The sequence below is a fragment of the Beduini sp. genome, assembly GCF_047239305.1.
Classification (GTDB): domain Bacteria; phylum Bacillota_I; class Bacilli_A; order Erysipelotrichales; family Coprobacillaceae; genus Beduini.
In genome coordinates this window covers 1-25,710 of sequence record NZ_JBKTEM010000006.1, presented here as the reverse complement: position 1 = coordinate 25,710, position 25,710 = coordinate 1, and the positions used below count along the sequence as shown (strand labels likewise).

At 36.4% G+C, this 25,710-nt stretch carries 25 protein-coding genes and 1 other annotated feature; of the genes, 21 read left to right on the top strand and 4 right to left on the bottom strand.

Going from position 1 to position 25,710, the window contains the following annotated elements; genetic code table 11:
* Positions 1-10: 10 nt before the first annotated feature.
* From iadA to ACLRVU_RS09985, 3 genes are all read right to left on the bottom strand, one after another.
* Positions 11-1,129 carry a beta-aspartyl-peptidase gene (gene iadA, locus ACLRVU_RS09995; protein WP_412891741.1) on the bottom strand — a complete coding sequence of 373 codons (1,119 nt, stop codon included), beginning with the start codon at positions 1,127-1,129 and terminating at the stop codon, positions 11-13.
* A gap of 34 nt (positions 1,130-1,163) precedes the next feature.
* Entirely contained in the window at positions 1,164-2,636 is a 1,473-nt protein-coding gene (abc-f, locus tag ACLRVU_RS09990; protein WP_412891740.1) for a ribosomal protection-like ABC-F family protein, read from the bottom strand.
* Between the two features lie 269 nt (positions 2,637-2,905).
* Entirely contained in the window at positions 2,906-3,562 is a 657-nt protein-coding gene (locus tag ACLRVU_RS09985) for an HAD family hydrolase (RefSeq protein ID WP_412891739.1), read from the bottom strand.
* Between the two features lie 236 nt (positions 3,563-3,798).
* Positions 3,799-4,007: a binding site (T-box leader), on the top strand.
* A 45-nt stretch (positions 4,008-4,052) separates the two neighbouring features.
* Here ACLRVU_RS09985 and ACLRVU_RS09980 point away from each other — a divergent pair.
* From ACLRVU_RS09980 to ACLRVU_RS09895, 18 genes are all read left to right on the top strand, one after another.
* Complete coding sequence (locus ACLRVU_RS09980) at positions 4,053-4,772, top strand: amino acid ABC transporter permease (RefSeq protein ID WP_412891738.1); 720 nt, start codon at positions 4,053-4,055, stop codon at positions 4,770-4,772.
* A complete protein-coding gene (locus ACLRVU_RS09975; RefSeq protein ID WP_412891737.1) occupies positions 4,765-5,499 on the top strand; it encodes an amino acid ABC transporter ATP-binding protein in 735 nt (244 codons plus the stop codon). Before ACLRVU_RS09980 ends, ACLRVU_RS09975 begins: the two co-directional genes overlap by 8 nt.
* 19 nt (positions 5,500-5,518) lie before the next feature.
* On the top strand, positions 5,519-6,367 hold the full coding sequence (locus tag ACLRVU_RS09970; protein ID WP_147550091.1) for a transporter substrate-binding domain-containing protein: 849 nt from the start codon (positions 5,519-5,521) through the stop codon (positions 6,365-6,367).
* Positions 6,368-6,420: 53 nt separating this feature from the next.
* Positions 6,421-7,587 (top strand): M20 family metallopeptidase, encoded by a 1,167-nt coding sequence (locus ACLRVU_RS09965; RefSeq protein ID WP_412891736.1) that lies wholly within the window; start codon positions 6,421-6,423, stop codon positions 7,585-7,587.
* 156 nt (positions 7,588-7,743) lie between these two features.
* Entirely contained in the window at positions 7,744-8,565 is an 822-nt protein-coding gene (locus ACLRVU_RS09960; protein ID WP_412891735.1) for a metallophosphoesterase, read from the top strand.
* A 128-nt stretch (positions 8,566-8,693) separates the two neighbouring features.
* Positions 8,694-9,290 carry a viroplasmin family protein gene (locus ACLRVU_RS09955; protein ID WP_412891734.1) on the top strand — a complete coding sequence of 199 codons (597 nt, stop codon included), beginning with the start codon at positions 8,694-8,696 and terminating at the stop codon, positions 9,288-9,290.
* Complete coding sequence (rnmV, locus tag ACLRVU_RS09950) at positions 9,280-9,813, top strand: ribonuclease M5 (protein ID WP_147550099.1); 534 nt, start codon at positions 9,280-9,282, stop codon at positions 9,811-9,813. The genes ACLRVU_RS09955 and rnmV overlap by 11 nt, the downstream gene beginning before the upstream one ends.
* Positions 9,810-10,634 carry a 16S rRNA (adenine(1518)-N(6)/adenine(1519)-N(6))-dimethyltransferase RsmA gene (gene rsmA / locus ACLRVU_RS09945; RefSeq protein ID WP_412891733.1) on the top strand — a complete coding sequence of 275 codons (825 nt, stop codon included), beginning with the start codon at positions 9,810-9,812 and terminating at the stop codon, positions 10,632-10,634. Before rnmV ends, rsmA begins: the two co-directional genes overlap by 4 nt.
* A 30-nt stretch (positions 10,635-10,664) precedes the next feature.
* Complete coding sequence (locus ACLRVU_RS09940) at positions 10,665-11,420, top strand: sporulation peptidase YabG (protein ID WP_412891732.1); 756 nt, start codon at positions 10,665-10,667, stop codon at positions 11,418-11,420.
* Between the two features lie 5 nt (positions 11,421-11,425).
* Entirely contained in the window at positions 11,426-12,265 is an 840-nt protein-coding gene (gene ispE / locus ACLRVU_RS09935) for a 4-(cytidine 5'-diphospho)-2-C-methyl-D-erythritol kinase (protein ID WP_412891731.1), read from the top strand.
* An 82-nt stretch (positions 12,266-12,347) separates the two neighbouring features.
* Positions 12,348-13,727, top strand: a complete 1,380-nt coding sequence (gene glmU / locus ACLRVU_RS09930; protein ID WP_412891730.1) for a bifunctional UDP-N-acetylglucosamine diphosphorylase/glucosamine-1-phosphate N-acetyltransferase GlmU — start codon at positions 12,348-12,350, stop codon at positions 13,725-13,727.
* An 11-nt stretch (positions 13,728-13,738) separates the two neighbouring features.
* A complete protein-coding gene (locus ACLRVU_RS09925) occupies positions 13,739-14,695 on the top strand; it encodes a ribose-phosphate diphosphokinase (protein ID WP_412891729.1) in 957 nt (318 codons plus the stop codon).
* 122 nt (positions 14,696-14,817) lie between these two features.
* Positions 14,818-15,213, top strand: coding sequence for a hypothetical protein (locus ACLRVU_RS09920; RefSeq protein ID WP_147550116.1), 396 nt, complete (start codon positions 14,818-14,820; stop codon positions 15,211-15,213).
* A gap of 82 nt (positions 15,214-15,295) precedes the next feature.
* Complete coding sequence (locus ACLRVU_RS09915; RefSeq protein WP_412891728.1) at positions 15,296-15,973, top strand: response regulator transcription factor; 678 nt, start codon at positions 15,296-15,298, stop codon at positions 15,971-15,973.
* A 111-nt stretch (positions 15,974-16,084) separates the two neighbouring features.
* Complete coding sequence (locus ACLRVU_RS09910; protein WP_412891727.1) at positions 16,085-16,615, top strand: GNAT family N-acetyltransferase; 531 nt, start codon at positions 16,085-16,087, stop codon at positions 16,613-16,615.
* A 258-nt stretch (positions 16,616-16,873) separates the two neighbouring features.
* The gene (locus tag ACLRVU_RS09905; protein ID WP_412891726.1) at positions 16,874-18,145 is read left to right on the top strand and encodes an ATP-binding protein; all 1,272 of its coding nucleotides are present in this window, start codon (positions 16,874-16,876) and stop codon (positions 18,143-18,145) included.
* An 82-nt stretch (positions 18,146-18,227) separates the two neighbouring features.
* The gene (locus ACLRVU_RS09900) at positions 18,228-18,983 is read left to right on the top strand and encodes an ABC transporter ATP-binding protein (protein WP_412891725.1); all 756 of its coding nucleotides are present in this window, start codon (positions 18,228-18,230) and stop codon (positions 18,981-18,983) included.
* A 1-nt stretch (position 18,984) separates the two neighbouring features.
* Positions 18,985-21,354 carry an ABC transporter permease gene (locus ACLRVU_RS09895; protein WP_412891724.1) on the top strand — a complete coding sequence of 790 codons (2,370 nt, stop codon included), beginning with the start codon at positions 18,985-18,987 and terminating at the stop codon, positions 21,352-21,354.
* 24 nt (positions 21,355-21,378) lie between these two features.
* Here ACLRVU_RS09895 and ACLRVU_RS09890 read toward each other — a convergent pair whose 3' ends face one another.
* Positions 21,379-22,047: an MBL fold metallo-hydrolase gene (locus ACLRVU_RS09890; RefSeq protein ID WP_412891723.1), complete on the bottom strand. Its 669-nt coding sequence runs from the start codon at positions 22,045-22,047 to the stop codon at positions 21,379-21,381.
* A gap of 202 nt (positions 22,048-22,249) precedes the next feature.
* On the opposite strand from ACLRVU_RS09890, the gene typA reads away from it, so the two are divergent.
* The 3 genes from typA (at position 22,250) to ACLRVU_RS09875 (ending at position 25,610) form a co-directional block, all read left to right on the top strand.
* Positions 22,250-24,067 carry a translational GTPase TypA gene (gene typA, locus ACLRVU_RS09885; RefSeq protein ID WP_412891722.1) on the top strand — a complete coding sequence of 606 codons (1,818 nt, stop codon included), beginning with the start codon at positions 22,250-22,252 and terminating at the stop codon, positions 24,065-24,067.
* 111 nt (positions 24,068-24,178) lie between these two features.
* On the top strand, positions 24,179-25,219 hold the full coding sequence (locus ACLRVU_RS09880; protein WP_412891721.1) for a hypothetical protein: 1,041 nt from the start codon (positions 24,179-24,181) through the stop codon (positions 25,217-25,219).
* Between the two features lie 121 nt (positions 25,220-25,340).
* Positions 25,341-25,610, top strand: coding sequence for a phosphocarrier protein HPr (locus ACLRVU_RS09875; protein ID WP_041140373.1), 270 nt, complete (start codon positions 25,341-25,343; stop codon positions 25,608-25,610).
* Positions 25,611-25,710 lie beyond the last annotated feature (100 nt).

Here is a 25,710-nt window from a genome sequence, read left to right as displayed (position 1 = left end):
ATTCACCGGTTTATTCGTATGTTCCTTTTATTAAAAGCTGTTTATTTTGAACGTGAAGAACGCCTTTAATCATCACATCTTCTATATCATTATTTTCATCTAATAGAATAAGGTCGGCATCTTTATTAAGTTCAATCTGTCCTTTGTTTAGATTTAACCCTTTTGCTGCATTTACTGTGAAGAATGGTAAGGCATCTTCAATCGTAAATCCTGCAGTCAGCATATATTGGAATTCTTTGAATAGACACTCCACACTGGATACGCCTATTTTTATCAGCTGTCCGTCTTGATCATAATGTGACCAGCTGCCTTGTCCATCAGAGCTAATCGTGATGTGAGATAATGGAAGCCGACGTGTTTTAGCTTCTATTATGGCATGAGTCGGCTGATGGTCAGGACTTGCTGTCATGTCAATATACCCGCCCATCTTTAACAGCTGATAAGCATCTTCTAATAAATGAGCGTTTCTTGTCACGTGCGTAGGACGAAACAGCGTGATAGGGATATCGGTTTTTTCTAAGGCTTCGAACACTAGGCTTAATCCTTGCTTTTCATCGCCCATATGCAAAGTCAAAATGCCGGGCTTGCCGCTTAATAAGGCACTGACGCGTATGTCGCTGGCTAAACGAATCAATTCCTGAGCAGTGACATGGCTGGAACGATGATCAGACAGAGCCAGCTTACAGCCAACGACTTCATCAATAAATTGAATATCTTTCTTAATATCTCCGGTAATTGTAATGGGAGGATATTGATAAGATCCACTGATAATCAGACAATTTAATCCTTCTTCTTTAAGTGCTTTGGCTTTAGACAACAGATTTTCAATATCGCGGCTGATATCATCCGTTCCTAAAAGTCCCAACACGGTAGTAATCCCCGCAGTCGTTAATTTAGATAGTGTAATTTCCGGAGCTTTTGTTTTAAAGCTTCCTTCTCCTCCGCCTCCGGTGATATGCACATGCTGGTCGATGAATCCGGGAATCAGTTTTTTATGTGTCCCATCAATCCTCTCAAATAAATCACTATTAATGTTATCTTCAATCATTTCAATTTTATCACTGACTAAAACATCTTTCTTGCCTAAATAGGTGGGTGCATAGACTTCTATATTTTTAATCAAATACATAAAAATACCTCCGTTAGAGGTATTATAAAACAAATTATCCTAATTGAATACGCTTGGTCGCTATTTTATCTGCAAATGCTGCATCATGTTCTACAAAGATCATGGTCGGCTGATATTCTAAGATAAGATTTTCGATCTGAATGCGAGACAGAACATCGATATAATTGAGTGGTTCATCCCAAATATATAAGTGCGCCTGTTGAGCGAGACTGCCGGCAATAAGCACTTTTTTCTTTTGTCCGGCACTGAATTCTTCAATATTCTTCTCAAATTGAATTCTTGAAAAGTCCAATTTTCTTAAAATCGCTTTGAATAAACTTTCATCAATCCCAGCATTTAGAGCATATTCTTTTAAATTTCCCTTTAAAAAAGCAGTATCTTGTGATACATAAGAAATCTTTAATTGATTCTTAATGACGACAGTGCCTGAATGCGGAATATCCTGTCCTAATAGTAATTTAATGATACTTGATTTTCCACTGCCGTTTTTACCGATCAATGCTACCCTTTCTCCGTCATACACATCAAAACTGAGATTTTCGATGATGGGACGATCATAGGCAATGTTTAAATGATCGACGTACAGCATCTGACTGCTGTGAAACTTTAATGGATGAATAGCAAGAGATTCCGCTTCTTCAATATTTTTAAGCAGTTTTTCTTTTTCATTTAACTGGTCGCTTCGTCTTTTTTCCAGTGTCTTTGAGCGTTTCATCATTTTAGCGGATTTATGCCCAATGAAGCCGCGATCAGGTCTTAACCCGGAGATACGCTGTCCTTTTTTTGTGCTTTCTACTGCGTCTGACCATTGAGATGTGCGTTTGGCAGCTTCATTCAAACGCTTAATATCTTTCTTTAAACGCTGATTTTCATCAAGTTCATACTGATCCTGATAGTCTTTATTTTGCTTCCAAGTGCTGTAATTTCCTTTTTGCACGTCAATATTGGCTTTGTTGATGGATAACACATGATCGATACAGCCATCTAAAAAGGTACGGTCATGACTGATTAAGATAAAGCCATTCTTTTTGTTTAAATAATCACTGACTATCTTTCGTCCATTCATGTCTAAATGGTTGGTCGGTTCATCAATTAATAAAAAGTGATGTTCCTTTAGAAATAAGATAGCGAGCATTATTTTAGTCTGCTCCCCTTTAGATAATGTGTAAAACATCTGATATAGGGTTTCATCAGGAATTTCCAGTAATGAAAATTCTTTGTAAATCTGCCATTGTTCAATGTTTGGAAGCATCTCTTCAATAATATTAATGGTTAAATCATCTTCAATAGAGAAAGGAAAATAATCAAATTCGATATCTGCACTGATTGTTCCTTTATATTCATATTCTCCCATCAATAGCTTTAAAAAGGTTGTTTTTCCTCTCCCATTTCTGCCGATAAAACCAAGTTTCCAATTTGTATCAATCTGAAAGCTTACATCATGAAAAATATCATCAAATGAAGAATCATAGGAAAATGTTAATTGGGATATATTTATTAATGCCATAAGTGGTCCTCCTTATAATCAAAAAAGATTGCAAGAAATTACAATCTTTTTTAGCATAATAAAAAGAAGATATATAATTTCTTGCTTGGACACACTGAAAATTGCCATTATTTGGCTTCGTGCATCCTATTTTTTAGCAAGAAATTTTATACATCTTCTCATCCCCTTTGTTACTTTAAATATAGGCTATTTTTAACTTTTTAGCAACCCTTTTTATTCATCTTTTTCTATAAAAAAACGATATAACAAGCAATCATACCGTATTAAGTTTATAGTTGTTGGTCTTTTATTAAAGTTAAGACATCATTTAAGTTATCGACAATGTCATGCGTCATTTCAGCATATTCCTTTTCCGGGTATTTCATATCGGGAATGCAGATCACGCGAATATCAGCACTGTAAGCCGCCAAAATACCGGCTTCTGAATCTTCTAATACTAAAGCCTCATCAGGACTGACTCCGAGCTTTTCGCAAGACTTCAGGAATACTTCCGGATTTGGTTTTCCTTTTGACACTTCATCTCCGCAGATAGAATCATCAAAATAAGAAGCGATCTTTGCATTCTCTAAAATAACGTCTACACGATGACGGTTAGAAGAAGTCGCTACAATTGTTTTATAGTTATTCTCTTTCAAATATTTCAGCAGTTCAATTAAACCGGGTTTAACAGGTACTCCCTTTGTTTCAAATAAATCTGCCATATAAGCATGTACTTTTTGAATAACCTCTTCAATAGGAAAATCTTCTCCGAATTCTTTATGGAATTGATCATAAATTCCGGTAATAGGTTTACCCAGTAAGGTTTTATAAAATTCTTTTGTCATGGTATGTCCCAGTTTATTGCATTCAATCACATAGCCATCAAAAGTGACTCTTTCACTATCGATCATGAGACCGTCCATATCAAAAATAACTGCTTTAAGCATAGTATAATCCGCCTTTCATTTTGTTAGTTATAATGTAAACTAAATTATACCAAGTGTCAATTTAAACTAAATTTAAAATTAAACAATAAATGTTTTTTATAAAATACATTACTAATATACGAACCTTTTGCATATATTTTAGGGGAACCGTAAATTTAGTGATGATAAACAAAAAATAAAAAATGATAAATAGGTGTTGACAAGTCAAATTAAAAATGTATAATGAGGGCATACAAACAAACCCAACGATAAAGAGAGTAGTTATCTGAAATGTTTCAGCGAGTTAATGTAGGTGAGAGATTAACACAGGAAAGATGGCGAAGCGCACTTTGGAGGGGAATATCTGAATGCATAGGATATTCGGTAAGCTTACCTTACAAGCGAGAGTGGATATGAGGTCAACTTATATCAACGAGAGTGGTACCGCGATATATTCGTCTCTTGATTAATTTCAAGAGGCGTTTTTTATTTATAAAAGGAGGAGAAAGAGATGTTAGATTTTAGCTTAGTTTCAGCGGTTGTCATCGATTTTAGCAAGATGACAAAATGGATCCCAACATTTATTGATGGGACAATTGTAACGATCGTATTATCGTTGCTTACTGTGGTAATTGGATGTGTATTAGGGTTGATTGCCACTCTAATGAAACGGTCTAATAGTAAAATCCTCAACTTTGTAGCAGCAGCTTATACACAGGTGATCCGTGGAACGCCGATTTTACTTCAGTTATATATTTGGCTGTACGGATTTACACTGATCGGAATAGCGATTCCGGCAATGCCGTTCTTAGGTCCAACTTATGGTTCAAGAGTATTCTTAACTGCGGTTGTGGCTTTAGGAATTAACTCAGGGGCTTATATTTGTGAATTGTTAAGAGGTGGCTTGGATTCAGTCGATAAAGGGCAAATGGAAGCCGGTCGTTCATTGGGATTAACCAGTACACAAACAATGCGTTATATCATTATACCGCAGGCGGTAAAGGTGGTATTGCCCGGGCTATGTAATGAGTTTATTATGATGATTAAAGAATCTTCAATAGTTTCGGTTGTTGGAGTATTTGATGTGATGTATACAAGTAATATTGTAAAGGCTTCTACTTATTCCGTATTTGAACCTTTAATTATTATTGCTGTCATATATTTTGTATTAACTTCGGTATTAACGGCAGCCATCGGAGTTATAGAAAGGAAGATGAATACAGATGCTTAAAACAAATGATCTATATAAAACTTACGGTAAGTTAGATGTATTAAAAGGAATCTCGACAGAGATTCATACAGGTGAAGTAGTCGCTATCATTGGTCCATCAGGATCTGGAAAATCTACTTTCTTACGATGCTTAAACTTAATGGAAGAACCAACAAAAGGAGAGGTGATCTTCAAAGGTGTGAACTTAACCACTAAAGAAGATAAGTCTTTCAATATTAATAAAGTACGTGAACACATTGGAATGGTGTTCCAGCACTTCAATTTATTCCCGCATATGACAGTTTTGGAAAATATCACATTGGCGCCAATCCAAGTAAAAGGATTGAATAAAGACGATGCTCAAAAGAAAGCAGTAGAGCTGTTAAAGCGTGTTGGCTTAGTCGATAAAAAGGATGTTTATCCAAATAAGTTATCCGGGGGACAAAAACAGCGTGTGGCAATTGCCAGAGCATTGGCGATGGAACCGGATGTGATGCTGTTTGATGAACCGACCAGTGCTTTAGACCCGGAAATGGTAAAAGAAGTATTATTAGTTATTAAAGATTTGGCAGAGAGTGGAATGACAACTGTTATTGTCACTCATGAAATGGGATTTGCGAAAGAAATCGCATCACGTGTGATGTTTATTGATCAAGGGATCATATTGGAAGAGGGAAAACCAGAGGATGTCTTTAATCATCCTAAACATCAGCGTACACAAGAATTTTTAGATAAAGTGATGTATTAATAAAAAGGAGAGAAAAACTATGAAAAAGCTATTAACTGCATTATTGGCTGTCGTGATGATGGTGACATTAGTCGGATGTTCAGGCGGAGAAAAGAAAGATAAATTAGATGAAATTAAAGCAGCAGGGAAACTTGTAGTTGGGACTTCCCCTGATTTCCCACCTTCAGAATTCTATATTTTGGATGAAAAAGGACAGAAACAAATTGTCGGAAGTGATATCGCTCTAGCAAAAGCAATCGCTGAAGAATTAGGGGTTGAATTAGAAATCAAAGCAACAAACTTTGATGGTGTGCTTGCCAATATCCAATCTGGGCAAGTGGATATGGGTATTTCAGGATTTGCGGCAACTGAAGAAAGAAAGAAAGTGATGCAGTTTTCAGTTGGATACCAAAGAGAAGCAGATGATGGATATCAAGGCTTAGTAGTCAGCAAAGCAACAGCTGAAAAGTATAAAACATTAGAAGAATTAAAAGCAGCTAATTTAAAAATCGGAGCACAAGCCGCTTCTATTCAATATGAAATGGCAACAAAATTAACAAAAGAAGCAAATATTCAGCAATTAGGAACAACAGATGCGATTGCTTTAGCACTAAATGCTGGAGATATCGATGCAATGGTTTCAGCTAGTTCTTCTGCTGAACCAATGTTAAAGACATTCCCTGATTTAGTATTGTTGCCTCAAGACGAATTTGATTTAGATCCGGAAAAAATGTATTCAACAAATGTAATTGGGTTCCCATTAGGGGATGAATATAAATCATTGATTGAAGTAGTAAATAAAGTGATTGAAGATGCAAGAGCGAATGGTGATTTAGATAAATGGGTAAATGAAGCAAAAGCTCAGGTATCTAAGGCGATTGAAGAATAATCATTAAAAGCAACCACGGTTGCTTTTTATAAAAATAAAAAAGGAGAAAAACAATGGACTGCAAACAAATTATTAAAGATTCAGTAGAATCAAAAGTAGAAGATTACATGAGCTTAGTTAAGAGTATGTATGAAAATCCGGAAATCGGAAATGAAGAATTTGAAACAATGGAATTACTTTCTTCATACTTAGAAAAAGCCGGATTTGAAACAACTAAAGGATACGTGGTACCAACTGGCTTTTTAGGAAAGTATGAGACTGGGAAACCGGGACCGAAGATTGCCTTTATGTGTGAATATGATGCTTTGCCGGAAGTCGGACATGGCTGTGGGCATAACCTGATTGCAGGGATCGGAATTGCGGCAGGAGAAGCCTTAAAAGCTGTTATGGATCAATTTGGTGGTACTGTATTAGTGGTTGGAACACCGGCTGAAGAAAATTTTGGCGGTAAAGTTTCCATGGCAAATGCCGGCGTATTCGATGATGTAGATGCGGCATTGATGGTGCATCCGGGAACATCAAGCGGATTAGGCGGACGTTCAAATGCAATCAATCCAGTTAAATTTGAGTTCTTTGGAAAAAATGCTCATGGATGTCAGCCTCAGGATGGAGCTTCTGCCTTAGATGCAGCCGTAATGACATATATTCAAATTAACCTGTTAAGACAGTTTGTGGAAAAGAATACATTTATTCATGGGATTATCAGAGATGGCGGAGCAGCTGCTAATGTTATTCCGGCTTATGCCTCAATGGAATACTATTTCAGAGCACCGACAATGAAATATGCTTTAGAAGTTACAGATAAAGCAATCGAATGTGCAAAGGGAGCATGTCTTGCGACAGGAACAACATTCAAGACATCTATTTATGAATGTCCGTATGAGGATACATTGATTAACTACACCTTAGCGGATATCTTAAATGATAAATATATGGAATTAGGTGTTCCGGATATCGAGCCTGTTAATGAAGTGGGTGACGGATCAACCGACGTTGGGGCTGTAAGTTATAAATGTCCGACCATTCAAGGAAGAATTAAAATCGCAGATACTTGTGTAACCGGACATTCAAAAGAAATGGCAGCAGCGACAATTTCACCAGAAGGTAAAAACGGTTTAATTAAAGCGGCGGAAGGAATCGCTTTAACCGCACTGGAATTGTTAGAAAAGCCGGAATTGCTTCAAAAAGCAAAAGATGAATTTATTGCCGCAACAAAATAATTAAGGGTTCTTAGTTGATAAAAATAAATGAGTATTGTAGAATAAATTAGATTTCTCTAATGTGTTCAATGTCACAAACGTGATTTCATTAGAGAGTCTTTTTATTTTAGAATAGAGTGTTTAAAGAATGATAAACTAAACAAAAAGGAGAAAACTATGAAGATAGTCAAACGTTTATTAAAGATATTTGCTGTAGTGTTTGTGGTTGGTTGTCTGTGCATAGGATATGCCTTTTTAGTGGAGCCTGAACGATTGGTTGTTAATGAATATACGTTACAAAAGAATGATCAGCTGTCCTCAATGAAGGTTGTTCAGTTGTCCGATACACATGTCGGAACCCATTACGATATAAAGCAATTAGATAAATTAGTTGAGAAAACGAATCGCTTAGAACCGGATCTGATTATCTTTACAGGTGATCTGTTTGATAATTACAGTCAGTACCCTAAAAAAGATGAAGTTCAAGAGAGTCTTTCACGTTTACAAGCGACGTATGGAAAGATTGCGGTATGGGGCAACCGAGATTATGGCGGCGGTGCCGAACGCATCTATCAGGATTTAATGGAAAATGCGGGATTTATTGTGTTAAGCAATGAAGTGATGTCAATGGAAATAGACAGTAAGGTATTCTCTATCGGTGGTGTTGATGATTTTTTACTGGGAGATCCACAAATGAAAAGGACAGCGAATCAATTGAATGGAGATTATAATTTATTATTGATGCATGAGCCTGATGAAGCCGAAACTTTGGTGAATACACCGGCAGATCTGATTTTGACCGGGCATAGTCATGGCGGACAGATTCGTCTTCCGATTATTCCGGGAATCCGTACGGAGTTAGCTCAGCGCTATGTTGATGGATTCTATACAATTGATGAAGAAACTCAGCTGTTTGTCAATACCGGTATTGGTACAACAAAAATTCATGCACGGTTTATGGTACCACCGGAAATCGATGTGTTTGAAATCAAATTTTAGAACTCAAAAAGAAGTGTACCCGATAGTTTGGATATTCAAATAGGGGAATTCATTTCAAAAGAGTTCTTTTTTAATACACTGGTTTTTTTAATAATGAAATGCTATTATAGAGGCAATGAGGTGTAGATATGGCAAAATTTTATGCAGTAAAAAATGGAAAAGTACCGGGAATTTATTCTACTTGGGAAGCATGTAAAAAGCAGGTGACAGGATTTTCCGGAGCAGTATATAAGAGTTTCACAACCAAAGAAGAAGCAGAAGCATTTATTAAAGATCAGCCTAAAACGATGGATCAGCCGGGGTTGATAGCTTATGTTGATGGCAGCTACAATATTAAAACAAAAGAATATGGATATGGCTGCGTCCTTTTAGATGGACAGAACGTTGTTAAAGAATTGCTGGGAAAAGGAGATCATCCGGAGTATGCTTCAATGCGTAATGTTGCCGGGGAAATATTTGGAAGTGAAGTCGCTATTAATTATGCGATCGAACATGGTTACTCAGCGATCTATATCTATTATGATTATGAAGGTATTCAGAAATGGGCAGATGGGTTATGGAAAGCAAACAAAGTCGGAACTCAGCGATATCAGCAGATCATTAAAGAGTTTAGAAAAAAAATAGCGATTCAGTTTATTAAAGTTTTGGCGCATAGCGGTGATTTATATAATGAAAGAGCCGACTATTTGGCGAAGAAAGCAGCGGGGGTTATCAATGAAGATTAATGAGGTTATTATTGTTGAAGGAAAAACGGATACGCAGGTATTAAAATCCTTTTTAGACGTGGATACGATTGAAACTGGAGGATCGGGACTAAATCAAAAGACATTGGAATATATCAAAACAACAAGTTTGACACGTGATATTATCGTGATGACAGATCCTGATTTCCCGGGCAAACAGATCCGTGATCAAATATCAAAAGTGATTCCCCATTGTAAGCATGCTTTTGTGAATAAAAAAGATGCGATCAAGCATCATAAGGTAGGGATTGCCGAAGCGACGCAGGATGCGATTTTAGAAGCACTGGAAAATGTCGTGACATTCAGTCCTGATAGTGAAAGCATTACTTGGGCAGAATTTATCCAATTAAACATCATCGGTGATAAAAAAAGACGTGAAGAAATATATGAGCATTTTCATTTAGGCTATGGGAATGTTAAAACGTTGTTTAAAAGATTGAATTTAGTTGGCATTACCGCTCAGCAGATTCAAGATTTTATAGCTCAGGGAGGAAAAGACGCTTGAGAGATATCGGAAAAGTAAATCATACATTGGAAATATTGAATCACTTTGAATTGCGTGCTAAGAAATCTTTTGGTCAGAACTTTCTGGTAGATATCAATATTATTAGGAATATCGTAGAGTGTGCGCATATTAAAGAAAATACCTGTGTCGTGGAGATTGGACCGGGAATCGGCGGATTGACTGAATATATTGCTAGAGCAGCAAAAAAAGTAATTGCTTATGATATTGATGAACGGTTAATGGATGTGTTAGCTTACAGTTTAAGTGAATATCCCAATGTTGAAGTGCGTTTGCAGGATTTTTTAACTGTTGATCTTCATTCTTTGGCAGAGGAAGTCAAGGACTATGAGCATCTTATCATTATTTCTAATCTGCCTTACTATATTACCAGTGAGCTTTTAACCAAAATCATGATCAGTCCAGTAAAAATTGATTGTTTTGTCGGAATGATGCAAAAAGAAGTAGCTTTGAAGCTGACGTCTAAAGAAAAAAGTCCGCTGCGTCTGCTGATGGACTGTGTCGGTGAAGTGAACTATGAATTTACTGTAACCGCAAATGTGTTTATTCCTAAGCCTAATGTCGATTCAGCTGTTATCTTGGTCACTTTTAAGGAAATGAATAAAGAAAATCTGGCGGATTTTTACCGCTTTCTGCAAGCCTGCTTTAAACAAAGAAGAAAAACGATTTATAATAATTTATCTCAGGTGGCACAAGATAAAGATAAGCTGAAGGATGTCTTAAAAACATGTAATATTGATTCTAAATTACGTGCAGAACAATTATCTTTAGATCAATTTAAAGAATTGTATGACCTTATTTAATATTTTTCATATATTTAAATAGGTGGTCATATGAAAATAGGAGATTTAGTAGTACGTATAAAATATAACCGCGACATCGTTTTTGAAATCTATGATATTCAAAAGGATGTCGTTTATTTAAAAGGTGTAGAAGTTCGTCTGGTGGCAGACAGCACACTGGATGATTTAGAACCGGCACAGGAAAGTCATTTTGTTTCTAAACTGGATGAATCCACATTGTTAAGAAATGATAAAGTGATCAGGGGAAAAGTACTGCATTTAGACGGAGATCCCAGATACTTAAAAATGTGTGAGGAAAAGTATAAAACATTGGGAGTTCGAGCGGTCTGTATTTATTTAAAAGAAGGCGAAATGAAAGATCAGATCTGTGAATTGTTGGAAAAACATAAGCCGCAAATCTTAGTGATTACCGGACATGACTCTATGTCCAGAGATGGAAACTGTGAGAATATTGATACTTACAGTCATACCCGAGACTATATTGAAGCGGTGAAACAGGCACGTTTATATGAAAGCAATATTGATCAGTTAGTGATTTTTGCCGGAGGCTGTCAGTCTAATTATGAATTACTAATCGCAGCAGGCGCTAATTTTGCTTCTTCACCGCAAAGAAAGAATATTCATGCCTTAGATCCTGTCTATATAGCTTTTCAAGTAGCCAATGAAAGTGTGAAGAATTATGTCGATGTTGAAACTGTCATTAAAAATACTTATAATAAAGCTGCAGGGATCGGTGGAATTGATACACGCGGGGTAGCCCGCAACATCTATCCGAGAAGGGAATGAATGGGATGAAAATAAGAGCACACGCTAAGATTAATCTTGGTTTAAATGTAGTTGGGAAAAGAGAAGACGGCTATCATGAATTAGAAATGATCATGGCGCCGATCTCTTTGCACGATCTTCTTTATATCAATATCATTGATGAAGGAATAGAGATTTCCGGCAATAGTACAATTATGCCGGTCAATGAAAAAAATATTATGTATAAAGTCGCTAAGGCAATGATGGAACGCTATGACATCAAAAAAGGAATCCGTATCCATATCTACAAGCATATTCCGATGCAGGCCGGATTAGCTGGCGGCAGTGCTGATGGAGCGGCGGTGATGCGCGCCATCAATCTTTTATTTAAATTAGGACTTAGCTATGAAGAACTAGCTGAACTGGGCAAAACGATAGGAGCAGATATTCCTTTTTGTATTCATGAAAAAACGGCTTTTGTATCCGGGATTGGTGAAAAACTGGAATTCATAGATAACCGTATTCATAAACATATTGTTTTGATTAAGCCAAGAAAAGGAGTGTCTACGAAACGTTCTTTTGGAATGCTGGATATAGCGAATGAGATTCATCCGGACTGCCGTGGATTAAAAGAAGCCATACAAGAAAATGACTACGACAAAATGCTCACATGCATGGGGAATACACTTGAAGGTGTTTCGGTAAAGATTGTGCCTCAGATTGGTGAAATAAAAAACACTCTTTTAGAAATGGGCTTCGATACAGCATTAATGTCTGGCAGTGGATCTTGTGTATTTGCTTTAACAGAGGATGAAAAACTCGTGGATTTAGCTGTAGATCGTTTCAGAAAACAGAAAATATTTGCACAGAAGGCAACTTTTTTATAGAAAAATAGGGGGTATTACCGTAATACTCTTTTATTTTTATAGGTTTTTTGGTAGAATAATGTCGGATAAAAGGGGTGGAGCAATGAATATTTATGCAATTGTATTAGCTGCCGGCAAAGGAACAAGAATGAAATCTAGTTTGCCAAAGGTGGCACATGTTGTGCTATATAAACCCATGATTAAACATATCTGCGATGAATTAAAAAAGATGGAGACATCTGAAACAATCGCTGTAATTGGTCATGGAAAAGACATTATCCGTAAAATCATGAAGGATGAAGTGTCTTACGTTGAACAAAATGAACAGTTAGGAACCGGACACGCTGTTAGAATGACAGCACCGATCCTAGAAGACAAAGAAGGAATTACCTTAGTGATTAATGGGGATGCCCCGTTATTAAGAAAAGAAACATTGGATACTTTGGTGCAGGTGCATCAAGAAAATAAGAATCAGGCAACGCTTTTAACGGCACATTGCGATACATCAAAATCATTTGGTCGTATCTTGCGTAATGCCCAGGGTGATGTTGATGCTATTGTGGAAGTAAAAGATGCAACGCCAGAACAACTGGCTATTACAGAAATGAACACCGGAATTTACTGTTTTGACAATCGTTTATTATTTGAAGCATTGAAACAGGTGACAAATGATAATGCCCAAAAAGAATATTACATTACAGATGTAGTCAAAATTTTAAATCAAATGGGTAAGAAGGTTGGAAGCTGTGTGATCAGTGATTTTGATGAGGTTGGCGGTATCAATGATCGTGTAGAATTAGCTAAAGCTCAGAAAAAACTGCAGCTGCGTGTCAACCATGAATTATTACTGAACGGAGTAACGATTCTTGATCCGGAAAATACGTATATTGCCAGAGATGTTGAAATTGGTCAAGATACAATCATTGAACCGGGATGTATCATTAAAGGCGATACGGTTATCGGACAGAATTGCCATATCGGACCTTATTGTGAATTTGATAATGTAATTATTAAAGATAATGTCGAAATTAAATTCTCAGTGCTGAGCGATTCAATCGTTGAATCAGGTGTCGATATCGGTCCTTATGCTCGTTTAAGAAAAGATTGCCATATCTTAGAAAATGTTCATATGGGCAACTTTGTAGAGATGAAGAATACAACTTTCGGTGTTGGCAGCAAATGTGCGCATCTAAGCTATATAGGGGATGCGGTCGTTGGAAAAGATGTTAATATCGGATGTGGAACAATTACCAGCAATTATGATGGAAAAAATAAATTCAAGACAATTATTAAAGACAATGTCTTTGTCGGATGCAACTCAAACTTAGTGGCACCTGTCACTTTGGAATCCGGAGCTTATGTTGCGGCAGGATCAACGATTACTGAAACAGTACCGGAAGATGCATTTGCCATTGCAAGAGAAAGACAAGTTACAAAAGAAGAATATGCTAAAGTATTGAAAGAAAAAAGAGAAAGAAAATAAGGGGCAAAAAAATGAAAGAAACAACAACACTCATTGCATTATCAGCTAGTCAGAAATTAGCAGGGGATATCGCAAAAATCTTAGATGGAGAGGTTTGTGATACAAAAGTTCATCACTTTGCTGATGGGGAGATTTTAGTCGAAATAAATGAATCTGTACGTGGTAAACATGTTTATATTATTCAATCAACTTCATGTCCGGCGACTGAAAACTTAATGGAGCTACTAATTTGTGTAGATGCATTAAAACGTTCTTCAGCTGCTGAAATTACTGCCGTTATTCCATATTTTGGTTATGCAAGACAAGATCGCAAGGCAAAAGCCAGACAGCCAATCACAGCAAAATTAGTTGCAGACTTATTACAAACTGCCGGTGTTGACCGTGTTGTGACTGTGGATTTACATGCTGCCCAAATTCAAGGCTTCTTCAATATTCCGGTAGATGACATGACTGCGTTGCCGTTATTAAGCAATTACTTTAAAGATCAGGGAATCGAAGATGTTACTGTAGTTTCACCGGATCATGGCGGAGCAAACAGAGCAAGAAAATTAGCGAATGCTTTAGATGTGCCTTTAGCTATCATTGATAAACGCAGACCTAAACCAAACGTAGCGGAAGTAACGGGAATCATCGGCGATGTTGCTGGAAGAAACTGTATCATGGTAGATGATATGATTGATACCGGCGGAACAATTGCTGCCGGAGCTCAAGCGGTTATGGATAAAGGTGCTAAAGCGGTTTATATTGCCTGCACCCATGCTGTATTCTCAGGACCAGCCTGTGAAAGACTGCAAAACTCAGTAGCAAAGGAAATTATCGTTACAGATACTATTCAATTGCCTGATGAAAAGAAATTTGATAAATTAAAACATGTGTCAATCGCTGACTTAATTGCAAGTACGATTTACAACATTGAACATTCTAAGCCAGTGAGTGATGTATTTTCTAAATATGATTTTGAAGAATAATGAAAAAAAGTGCCAAATAGGCACTTTTTTTATTTATCGTAGATAAATTCTGTCGATATTATGGGAACGATTACATATTTATAATAAAGTGGGACATGCTATGATGAAAGCGGGTGATCGTCATGAAAGGACAGCAATTAAAACAGCCATCAAACCTGCAGACACTAAGAATGACCATCAATTTATTGACGCCTGCCCTATGTGGAATCGTATTAGTAGAATTATGCTTACAAATCATTTGGAACTACTTCATATCAAATAGTTATATGAATGATTTGCTGGCAACAGCATTAGTCGGATGTTTGCTTTTTGCAACGATGGAAGGTATATTAGGAAAGAATTCTTATGCTTCTACCATCACAAGCGGTATTTTTTATCTTTTCGGTGGTTTTTTATCATTATTTATAGATCAATTTGATATTGTTATATTAAATATAACAATCAGTATGCAAGTATGGGCGCTTTTATTAATCATTATTGGGGTCTTCTTTATTTATTGCGGGCAATATGGAAAATAGCTATCAATGCGATAGCTATTTTTAGTTACGATTGCTTTCAACTTGGAAAATCGCTACAATAAAAGATAAAGGAAGTGATCTCATGCATTATCAATGTTTAATTGTCGATGATGAAAAACCATTGGCACAAAGCACAGAAGAATATTTCAATCTTTTCAATGTTACTTGCAAGGCTGTTTTTGATGCGCCTTCCTGCTTAGAATTTTTTAAGCACCATACGGCTGATTTGATCTTGTTAGACATTAATTTAAAGGAAAGCTCTGGCTTTGAACTATGCCGTCAATTAAGAAAAGAGATCAGTGTTCCTATTCTATTCATCAGTGCCAGAAACAGTGACGACGATATTTTGCTGGCATTAAATATTGGCGGTGATGATTATATTTCCAAACCGTATTCACTCAGTGTCTTGCTTGCTAAGGTGAAAGCGGTCTTAAAACGATACAGCAGTGCAAACACGAGCGCAGATATTTTTGAGATTGATGATTTTATGATCAATTTTAACAGTCATGAAGTAAAAGCAGGGTCAAAGACAATTAAATTAAAGGCGCTGGAATATAAATTGTTAGCTTATCTTGTTATGAATCGAGGAAAAGTCTTAAAGAAAGAAGAACTTTTTGAAAACGTTTGGCAGGATACGATTACAAGTGACGGCACTTTAAATGTACATATCCATCATTTGCGTGAAAAAATAGAAAAAGATCCTAATCATCCTCAATTAATTGAAACCATTTGGGGAGTAGGCTACCGATTCAAGGAATAAAAGATAGAGTGGAAGTTTTAATGGCTTACAGTATTGAAAGATTTTTGCTTGTTGTAATGGGCTTCGTGCAACAAGTAATTTATATTATGATTAGAATCTATGGGGGATAGGATGATGACTTTTTTAGAGACAGAACGATTGAGATTAAGGAATATGAATGAAAAAGATGTCGATGAAATGTTTGATTATCGAAATAATGAGATATGTGGGAAATATCAAAGGGATCAAGAAAAAAGTTATGAGAAGCTTATTGAATTGGTGAAGAATAAAAACAGTGACATCTTGAATATAGAAACCTCTACATGGATTGCGGTAGCTTTAAAAGATACGGATAGTCTGATTGGCGAGATTGTGGTAATGCCAAATGAGAGGACAATTTCTATTGGATATACATTCTCTTACAAAATACATCGCCAAGGGTATGCTTACGAAGCTCTATCTACTTTACTCGAATATTTGCATACCCACTATCCTGAATGGGATTATATTTCTTTCACTGAAGTTGATAATGAACCAAGTAAAGCATTACTTAAAAAGCTTGGCTATATAGATTTAGGCTACTTGCCGTCAAAGAATTCGCAAGTTTTCGGAAAATGGCTTCGCTCAGATACAGTAGAAGAAATCTCACAAGCAGTTCTCTAAATTTTGTTTTGTCATAACAATAAAAGGGGAGTTCATTATGCCTCTCTTTACTATTTGACAAACAAAAGATTACAAAAAGTATTTTGAGTTATAATAGCTGTATTTAAATGAAAAATATTACTCACCGAAAAAGAGATAGTTAATAAGAAGAATGTTATTTAATTAAATATGTAAAATTGTTTAATACAAAATAACTAAAAGGTATTCAGAAATAAAATAGCGATGAGTTGTCAGATATTGATTTAGGGAGGAACTAAGATGAAATTGAAATTTATCCTCTTTTTATTTATGGGATTGTTTTTAATAGAAGGGATGATAGGTTGGAGTGTCATAGGGAAAATTAAGGATACGCCGCTCGATAATGTTATGGTGAATGATTTAAGTCGGCAGATTAACCAGCAGTGGGAAATTATAAAAGAAACACAATCATGTACAGTGACAGCGAATATCGATTTAGACTTTACTTTACTTGATCATGATGGGAAAAAGGTGTATACGTCATCTCCATCTATCTCGCAGTCTATGGAAGCGGCAATCCGAAATCGTGACAGTATTATCGATATTGAACAAAACGGACAAAGTGTAGGAAAGATCTTAATTTATAACGACAGCACTCAGCGTTTAGCTTCACATCTTGTCTTTCTTTTGCAGGTTTTAGGAGGAACACTGATCATAGAAGGGGTTGCTTTAGGGGGCTATACTTATTATTTAAATAAGCGGATGATTCAGCCTTTTCGTACATTGCAGCGTTTTGCTAATAGAGTAGCGGGTGGAGATTTAGATTTCCCCTTAGAGATGGATCGTCATAATAACTTTGGGATTTTTACTGAAAGCTTTGATTTGATGAGAACCGAACTAAAAAAAGCACGACTAAAAGAACAGGAAGCCAATCAAAGCAAGAAAGAATTGGTTGCCAAGATGAGTCATGATATTAAAACACCAATCGCCTCTATTAAAGCAATATTAGAATTAATGCTGATCAAGGTAAAAGAGCCAAAAGAGCGCGGACAATTACAGATCATTGAACAAAAAGCTAACCAGATTGATGAACTTGTATCTGATTTGTTTCATGCGACTTTGGAAGAATTGCAGGAATTAACCATTACTGTTAAAGAACATTCAAGTCGAGAGTTAGCGACATTGCTTCAGATGGCAGACTATCAAGATAAAGCGGTTATTGGAGAAATACCGGATTGCTTACTTTTATTTGATGCTCTTCGCTTACAGCAGGTATTTGACAATCTGTTTGGTAATTCTTATAAATATGCCAACACAGCAATAGAAGTCTATTTTAAGATTATTGATGATGAGTTCCTTATTTCTATCAAAGATTTTGGTGATGGGGTAACCGAAGAAGAACAGTCTCTTATATTTAATAAATATTATCGTGCTGAGAATGCCGAAGAAAAAAGCGGTGCGGGATTAGGATTATATATTTGCCGCTATATTATGATGCAGATGAATGGTGCGATCGAATGTGAGAAAACGGCAGACGGTTTTATTATGCAGGTTGCTTTAAAACTGGCATAATTAAGAAATAATTAAGGATTGGATAAAGACCGTTAAGAATTTTACATGGTAGGATGGATATACAAGGAGAGGAGATTTAACTATGAAAAAAATTATATCTACCCATAAACTGTGTAAAACATTTTCCAGTGGCGGTGTATTACAACATATTTTAAAAAACTTGGATTTAGATATTTATGACGGGGATTTTACGGTGATTATGGGACCTTCCGGCGCAGGCAAGTCGACTTTGCTTTATGCTTTATCCGGAATGGATAAGCCGTCTTTAGGGGATATTCACTTTAGAGATGAAGAAATATCCAATTATTCGGATGATCGTTTAGCGATCTTTCGCCGTCATCATTGTGGTTTTGTTTTCCAGCAAATCTATTTACAGGATAATATGAGTGTCATGGATAATATTTTATCTGCCGGATTGCTGGTTAGCCGTAAGAAGAAAGAGGTTGTTGAAAGGGCAAGACAACTGCTGTCTCAATTAGAGATGAAAGAAGAGCTTTATCATAAATTTCCAACTCAGCTTTCCGGCGGAGAGGCACAGCGCGCAGGCATTGTCAGAGCTTTGATTAATCAGCCCGATATCTTATTTGCAGACGAACCTACCGGACAATTAAACTCATATGCCAGTACAGCTGTCTTGGATGTTTTAACTCATTTGAATCAGTCCGGACAAAGCATTGTGATGGTAACCCATGATGTTATATCTGCTCGTCGGGCAAATCGTATTTTATATTTGCAAGATGGGGCTATCCGCGGAGAATGTAATTTAGGTGAATATCTTCCAAACGATGAAAAACGCCATGACCAGTTAACTGCCTTTTTAAAGGAAATGGGGTGGTAATATGCAATCTGTCTGGCAATTAGTAAAAGCCCAGTTTCATAAAAGCAAAAGCCAAGCTGTTTCATTTTTTGTTATTGTACTGGTAGGAGCCGTTCTTCTTAATATTGGGTTAGTTATCACGCATAATTATGACCGCAGCTATGATCAGCATGCTGATAGATTAAATAGTGCCGGTGCCATTCTAGCGATAAAATCACAGGATGAGAAGCTGGTTGATAAACTTATGACAGCCATGCAGGAGGATGACCGCAGTACAGAGGTTGAAAAACGTGATATTCTTTTTGCCACCGCAACACTCGCTTACGGGGATGGTGAGCAAACCCGTAATATGGTGTTTATGAATCAACAGGATCGCCCCAATATCAGTCAGATTGATTATATTGAGTATTCCTCTGATGTTTATGAACATCCGATCTATTTGCCTTGGCTGTTTCATACCGGAGGCAATTATCAGCTAGGAGATTCATTCAAGATGGAGATCGTCTTAATGAGTGGGGAAAAGGAAACAAGAATATATCAAGTTGCCGGATTCTTTGAAGAACCAATTTTAGGAACCGTTAATTCCACGATTTCAGGAGTGGTACTGCCTGCGCAGGAATATCAGGACCTGTCACAATCTTTTGATGGTAAAATAGATGGAACGATCTTCAATGCCATATTAAAAGAAAATAAAACAATGGGAGAAAATTTTGTCGGCACGTATAATACTTTACTTGAAGATTATGATTCTAATGTGTACCATGATTCATCTTTTTATTTAATGGTTAAACAAGCACGTACAATGACATCATCCATTGGTTCTATGATTATCATTGGTTTCTCGATGATCATTGTAGCAGTTGTCTTAGTGATGGTGAAGTTTAGAATCGGTAATACCATTGAAGAAGAAATAAGGAATATGGGAGTACAAAAAGCTATTGGCTACAGCAGTTATCAGATTATTTCATCGCTGATTGTGCAGTTCTTGATCCTGACACTGCTAGGAAGCATGACTGGCATAGGGGTATCCTATCTGATCCTGCCCTCTATTTCTAATATGTTTGCTTTGCAGACCGGAATCGTTTGGAATCAGGGCTTTGATCTTGCTTCAGCGTTTATAAGTGTTAATGGAATTTCTTTAATGGTTATTTTGACAGCTTATTTAAGTGCTCGCAAAATAGGTAAGTTAACACCAATCACCGCCATTCGCACCGGAATTGCAACCCATAGCTTTAAAAATAATCCCTTTCCACTTGAAACAACGAAAGGAAATTTACCGATGCTTCTCGCCGCTAAAAACTTTATTCATCAAATTCGATTAAATATAATGATTATGTTTGTTGTTATGGGAGTCAGTTTTGCGGCAATGTTTGCGATGGTGATGTATTATAATATTTCCGTAGAATCAACAAAATTTGTAGAGATGGTATCCACAGAAGTTCCAACGGTTCAAATCAATACGATCGATGAGACGGGGGCAGATCGTTTATTAGCCAGTCTGCAAAATACGAAGGGGGTAAGGAAAGCCGCCTATTATGATCAGGTCAGAGCCTCTATCGGAACTAAAGACAGTGAAGTTTTCTGCTATATTATGGATGACTTTAGTGCTTTGGATAATCAGTTGGCAGTTTACAAAGGCAGATTCCCTAAGCATGACAATGAAATCGCGATCAATGGATTGCTTGCGAAAAACATGAATAAAAATATTGGGGATACAGTCACTCTTAAAAAAGGAGCCACAGAAATTGAATACTTGATTACAGGGTTTAGTCAGGGCTCTAACTATATGGGACATGAAGCGATGCTGACAAGCAAAGCCTTCCAACAATTAGATAGCAGTTATCACCCTTTATGTATTTATGTCTATTTGGATAAAGGAGCAGATACTGTTAACTTCATTGAGGATTTAGATCAATATTCCGATGATATTGCTAAAACGACTAACGCACAGCTGCAAATTGAAAGTATGCTGGGAGTTTATCAAAATATTGTCACGATTATCGCCTTTATTATCATGTTGATTACGGTGGCGATTGTTAGTATTGCCTTATATATGGTAGTCAAAACAGCTGTGATTCGTAAAAGGCAGGAATTTGGTATTCAAAAAGCGATTGGTTATACAACCCGTCAGTTAGTTTTGGAAACAGTCTATACTTTTTTACCGGTTGTATTCATTGGGACAATTCTAGGATGCCTGTTAGGAAAAGTGGGCCTGAATGCTATGCTGAGTGTTTTATTCAGCAGCATTGGAATGATGAAAATCAATTTTGCTATTCCGACTTTTTGGATGATCGGTGTGGGCTCAGCAATCTTCCTATTTGGTCTTTTGATTACTATGATCGTTTCGATGCGTATTAGAAAGATAAGTCCGTATAATATGCTGAAAGAATAAAGAATCTGCAAACCGCAGATTCTTTTAGATTTCGAAAGACTGATTTTCATGTTCAATCTTACGTATTTGAGGATAATTCTTTAAAGGTTCTTCATTTAGATAATCCTGCATCAATTCAATGGCATCACCAAAATGCATCGGTAGGATATGTTTGATTTGGGCATGTTTTAAAATTTCTTCAATTCCCCACCAAGCATTTTCTTCTTGACGAGGATCAAGAGGGAGCATGGCTACATCAATAGTAAGACCGTCAAGTTTTGCCATCTCCTTTTTAAAGTTATAGGCTTGATTATCATTAAAGTTCTTAGGTTCTCCTTCCCAATGCCACCAGTTGAGATCACCAGCATGATAGATGACTTTATCTTCAACCGTAACTAAAAAAGCAACACCGGCGTCCGTAGAACGCAAGGTTTTGATCGTTAAATCTTCAATTTTATAAGCTTCGTTCTTTTTAACGATGTGAATAGAATCTGTTTCTTTTATACGTGTGTCTTTTGAAAGAATAAAGGTTGCGTTAGGAAATAAATCAAAAATATCACGGTTAAAATGATCTTGATGAAAATGAGTGACAAAGCAATAGACCTTTTTATTTGCTGGATAAGGGGGTAATTCTTTTTGGTAATAATCAAATACTAAAACATGGTTTTCAAGTTCAATCATGAATCCACTGTGGAAAATATAGGTTGCTTTCATAATATTCCTCCTTAAATCATTATAAAACAGTATTGGCATTTCGTCTATGAATATGAAAAAGTATAGAATAATGAACTATAATTTAATAAATAATAAAAAAATAGGAGTGATAGCACTTACAATGATAAAAAATGTTTGCAGAAACACGATTTGTGTTATAATGTGTAAGTTGTAAAAAAGATTAAGAAAGAGAGGTATTGTGATGAGTAACATTCGTAACATTGCAATTATTGCACACGTAGACCACGGAAAAACGACATTAGTTGATCAGCTATTAAGACAATCAGGAACCTTTAGAAATAATGAACAGGTTGCAGAAAGAGTAATGGATAGTAATGCCCTAGAAAGAGAAAGAGGAATTACAATTCTAGCTAAAAACACAGCGATCAATTATAAGGATTATCATATCAATATCATGGATACACCGGGCCATGCCGATTTTGGCGGTGAGGTAGAACGTATCATGAAAATGGTCGATGGGGTTTTGTTGGTGGTAGATGCATACGAAGGAACAATGCCTCAAACTCGTTTTGTATTAAAAAAAGCATTGGAATCAAAAGTTAAGCCCATCGTTGTTATTAATAAGGTAGACCGTCCGGTTGTCCGTATTAGTGAAGTGCGCGATGAAATCTTAGAGTTGTTTATGGAATTAGGGGCAGAAGATGATCAGCTGGACTTCCCGACTGTTTACGTATCTGCTTTACAGGGTACATCAAGCTTATCTGAAGAATTATCGACACAGGAAGCGACTATGGATCATCTGTTCGATATGATCATTGATGAAATTCCGGCTCCCGATGTTGATGAGGATGGTCCTTTGCAGTTCCAGCCTGCTTTATTAGATTATAATGACTACGTTGGACGTATTGGGGTTGGGCGTATCAAACGTGGTAAAATCAAATTAAATGAAACCGTATCATGTGTCAGAGCGGATGGTTCTATCACACAGTTTAGAATTCAAAAATTATTTGGATTCCTTGGATTATCAAGAATTGAAATTCAAGAAGCAGCAGCAGGGGATATCGTTGCCATTGCCGGATTAGCGGATATCGGTGTAGGTGAAACCGTATGTACAATGGGAAAAGAAGAAGCTTTACCGTTATTACGTGTAGATGAACCGACAATTCAAATGGTATTTGGGACAAATACTTCTCCATTTGCGGGTAGAGAAGGAAAATTCGTTACTGCCAGCAAAATTGAAGAACGTTTATTTAAAGAGACAAATAAAGATGTATCATTAAAGATTGAAAGAATTCCCAATTCAGAAGAGTGGATCGTAAGCGGACGTGGAGAATTGCATTTATCAATTTTAATTGAAACAATGCGCCGCGAAGGTTATGAGCTGCAAGTATCTCGTCCGAAAGTTATTTTAAAAGAAATCGATGGTAAGGTTTGCGAGCCATGGGAAGATGTACAGGTGGAAGCACCTGACGACTGCATCGGTTCAGTAATTGAGTCATTAGGATTTAGACGTGGTATTATGCAAAACATGACAAGTCATGATGGACAGACAAGAGTAACATATCATATTCCATCAAGAGGAATGATCGGTTTCATGACAAACTTCTTAACAATGACAAAAGGATATGGAATTATTTCTCATACCTTTATGGAATATCGTCCGGTAGATGGTGAAGCGGTTGGAGAAAGACAATTAGGGGTATTAATCTCAATCGATTCTGGACAATCAACGGCATATTCTTTAGGCAGCGTGGAAGATCGTGGAGTTATGTTTATAGGTCCGGGTGTTGAAGTTTATGAAGGAATGATCGTTGGAGAACACAGTCGTGATAATGACTTAGTAGTAAATATTACTAAAGGGAAGAACTTAACCAACACACGTTCATCTTCTAAAGACTCTACTGTTGTGTTAAAGAAACCAAGACAGTTTAACTTAGAGTCATGCTTAGATTATATTAATGATGATGAACTGGTAGAAGTAACACCGGAAAACATTCGTTTGCGTAAACGTCTATTGACAGATCAGGAACGCCGTCGTGCGAATCGTGAGAAGCTATAAGAAGTATTAGGAATTGCCTAATGCTTTTTTTTTGAGTGAACATGGGATTTTCTGTATTTTATTTGCTTTTAAAGAGGTAATGTTGTACATTTAAATGGTGAGGTGGAGCCTATGGGATATTTAATAATACTAATTTGTATGATGATTGTAATCATGAACATACTAAAAATTATATTTGCTGAGATGGATGGACGACGTGCCAGCAAGCAGTTCAATGTTGCTTACTTTTTACAGTTTACCCGACCTTTTGCTTATGGAAGAACAAGCTATATCATTTTTATTGCGCTGCTGATCTTCTTGTTTACAAATGATTTGCCTTTGTTTTCAATGGCCTGGCTGTTAGAGTTTGTTACTTTATTATGTGTCTCAGTCATTATCGATGTTGTTTCACAGTTTACTTATTATAAGTATGCACAGCGTCGTTTTAAAGATGGAGTGGATAAGGCGATTGCTATTCGCAGTAAGATTAATGAAGAAAAAACAATTGAAAATAAAGAAGATATCATCTATCCGGAGCCGGGATTGGGATTTGAAGAAGTGGCACAATCATATTTAACACCGGAAGACCATCTTGGAATAGCGAGTATGGATGCCGGAGAATTTGCTGATTCGATCCATGATCTGCCGGATGTCACTTATGTGATTGATACAAGAAAAGTCGATGCGGAACACCGCTTAGCGGATAAAGGTGTCAAAGTGACAACCTTAACTCAACAAAATCGCTTACCATTTAAAGATGAAAAACTGGATACATATATCGTTGCATATACTAATTTTGATAAAAGCGATGTGCATCGCATTTTGAAACCGGGTGGATTATTATTAGTTAAACAGCGAGGTGGAGATAATCTGAAAGAGTTAAATCCACTGTATATGCCGATTAACCCGAATACTAAATGGAATAAATATGCTTGTCAGGCAATTCTGGATCAAAATGGCTTTACAATTCTTGACGGCAAAGAACAATTGGCTAAGATTGGGTTTAGAAGCTTATCAGCACTATTTACATATCTGAAAGAGGCAATGCCGGATAGAGTAACAAACTCCGATATGTATATTAACCAGTATGCTTATATTGATGAATGTATTAAACAGAGAGGATTCTTTGAACTGACTATTCATGAATTTTATTTAGTGTGTCGAAAAAAGTGAGAAATCATCATATAAATTAAATAAAGTGAAAGCGCTAAAAAAATTTTGCTTTTCCTATAGAATTTCATTGAAAATGTGATATAATATATCCAGTCAAATTGTATTAAGGAGGAATTATATAATGGCTGAAAAATTAAGTTTTGTAGTATCTGATCCTGTTGGGTTACATGCAAGACCAGCAACTATCTTAGTAAATCAAGCAAGCAAATTCGCTAGCAATGTTAAATTGATTTATAATGAAAAAGAAGTTAACTTAAAATCAATCATGGGTGTTATGTCTTTAGGTGTTCCAACTAAAGCAACTGTAGAAATCGTTGCTGAAGGTGAAGACGAAAAAGAAGTTATTGCATCTATCGCTAAAGTTATCAAAGAACAAAAAGTAGCGGAATAGTTATGAATAGAAGCCCATCGGGGCTTTTTTTATTTATATATACAGAATTATTAAAAAAAATAAAAAAAGTAATAAAAAAGACTTGTCAAAGGAGAAAGGA

Excerpts from the sequence above, each read along its gene's own strand:
- rnmV (WP_147550099.1), top strand. The coding sequence starts at position 9,280 with ATGAAGATTAATGAGGTTATTATTGTTGAAGGAAAAACGGATACGCAG.
- ACLRVU_RS09940 (WP_412891732.1), top strand. The coding sequence starts at position 10,665 with ATGAAAATAGGAGATTTAGTAGTACGTATAAAATATAACCGCGACATC.
- ACLRVU_RS09975 (WP_412891737.1), top strand. The coding sequence starts at position 4,765 with ATGCTTAAAACAAATGATCTATATAAAACTTACGGTAAGTTAGATGTA.
- ACLRVU_RS09905 (WP_412891726.1), top strand. The coding sequence starts at position 16,874 with ATGAAATTGAAATTTATCCTCTTTTTATTTATGGGATTGTTTTTAATA.
- ACLRVU_RS09985 (WP_412891739.1), bottom strand. The coding sequence starts at position 3,562 with ATGCTTAAAGCAGTTATTTTTGATATGGACGGTCTCATGATCGATAGT.
- ACLRVU_RS09955 (WP_412891734.1), top strand. The coding sequence starts at position 8,694 with ATGGCAAAATTTTATGCAGTAAAAAATGGAAAAGTACCGGGAATTTAT.
- ispE (WP_412891731.1), top strand. The coding sequence starts at position 11,426 with ATGAAAATAAGAGCACACGCTAAGATTAATCTTGGTTTAAATGTAGTT.
- glmU (WP_412891730.1), top strand. The coding sequence starts at position 12,348 with ATGAATATTTATGCAATTGTATTAGCTGCCGGCAAAGGAACAAGAATG.
- ACLRVU_RS09915 (WP_412891728.1), top strand. The coding sequence starts at position 15,296 with ATGCATTATCAATGTTTAATTGTCGATGATGAAAAACCATTGGCACAA.
- ACLRVU_RS09965 (WP_412891736.1), top strand. The coding sequence starts at position 6,421 with ATGGACTGCAAACAAATTATTAAAGATTCAGTAGAATCAAAAGTAGAA.
- typA (WP_412891722.1), top strand. The coding sequence starts at position 22,250 with ATGAGTAACATTCGTAACATTGCAATTATTGCACACGTAGACCACGGA.
- ACLRVU_RS09895 (WP_412891724.1), top strand. The coding sequence starts at position 18,985 with ATGCAATCTGTCTGGCAATTAGTAAAAGCCCAGTTTCATAAAAGCAAA.
- ACLRVU_RS09910 (WP_412891727.1), top strand. The coding sequence starts at position 16,085 with ATGATGACTTTTTTAGAGACAGAACGATTGAGATTAAGGAATATGAAT.
- ACLRVU_RS09980 (WP_412891738.1), top strand. The coding sequence starts at position 4,053 with ATGTTAGATTTTAGCTTAGTTTCAGCGGTTGTCATCGATTTTAGCAAG.
- ACLRVU_RS09970 (WP_147550091.1), top strand. The coding sequence starts at position 5,519 with ATGAAAAAGCTATTAACTGCATTATTGGCTGTCGTGATGATGGTGACA.
- ACLRVU_RS09920 (WP_147550116.1), top strand. The coding sequence starts at position 14,818 with ATGAAAGGACAGCAATTAAAACAGCCATCAAACCTGCAGACACTAAGA.
- ACLRVU_RS09875 (WP_041140373.1), top strand. The coding sequence starts at position 25,341 with ATGGCTGAAAAATTAAGTTTTGTAGTATCTGATCCTGTTGGGTTACAT.
- ACLRVU_RS09890 (WP_412891723.1), bottom strand. The coding sequence starts at position 22,047 with ATGAAAGCAACCTATATTTTCCACAGTGGATTCATGATTGAACTTGAA.
- iadA (WP_412891741.1), bottom strand. The coding sequence starts at position 1,129 with ATGTATTTGATTAAAAATATAGAAGTCTATGCACCCACCTATTTAGGC.
- ACLRVU_RS09880 (WP_412891721.1), top strand. The coding sequence starts at position 24,179 with ATGGGATATTTAATAATACTAATTTGTATGATGATTGTAATCATGAAC.
- ACLRVU_RS09900 (WP_412891725.1), top strand. The coding sequence starts at position 18,228 with ATGAAAAAAATTATATCTACCCATAAACTGTGTAAAACATTTTCCAGT.
- ACLRVU_RS09925 (WP_412891729.1), top strand. The coding sequence starts at position 13,739 with ATGAAAGAAACAACAACACTCATTGCATTATCAGCTAGTCAGAAATTA.
- abc-f (WP_412891740.1), bottom strand. The coding sequence starts at position 2,636 with ATGGCATTAATAAATATATCCCAATTAACATTTTCCTATGATTCTTCA.
- ACLRVU_RS09960 (WP_412891735.1), top strand. The coding sequence starts at position 7,744 with ATGAAGATAGTCAAACGTTTATTAAAGATATTTGCTGTAGTGTTTGTG.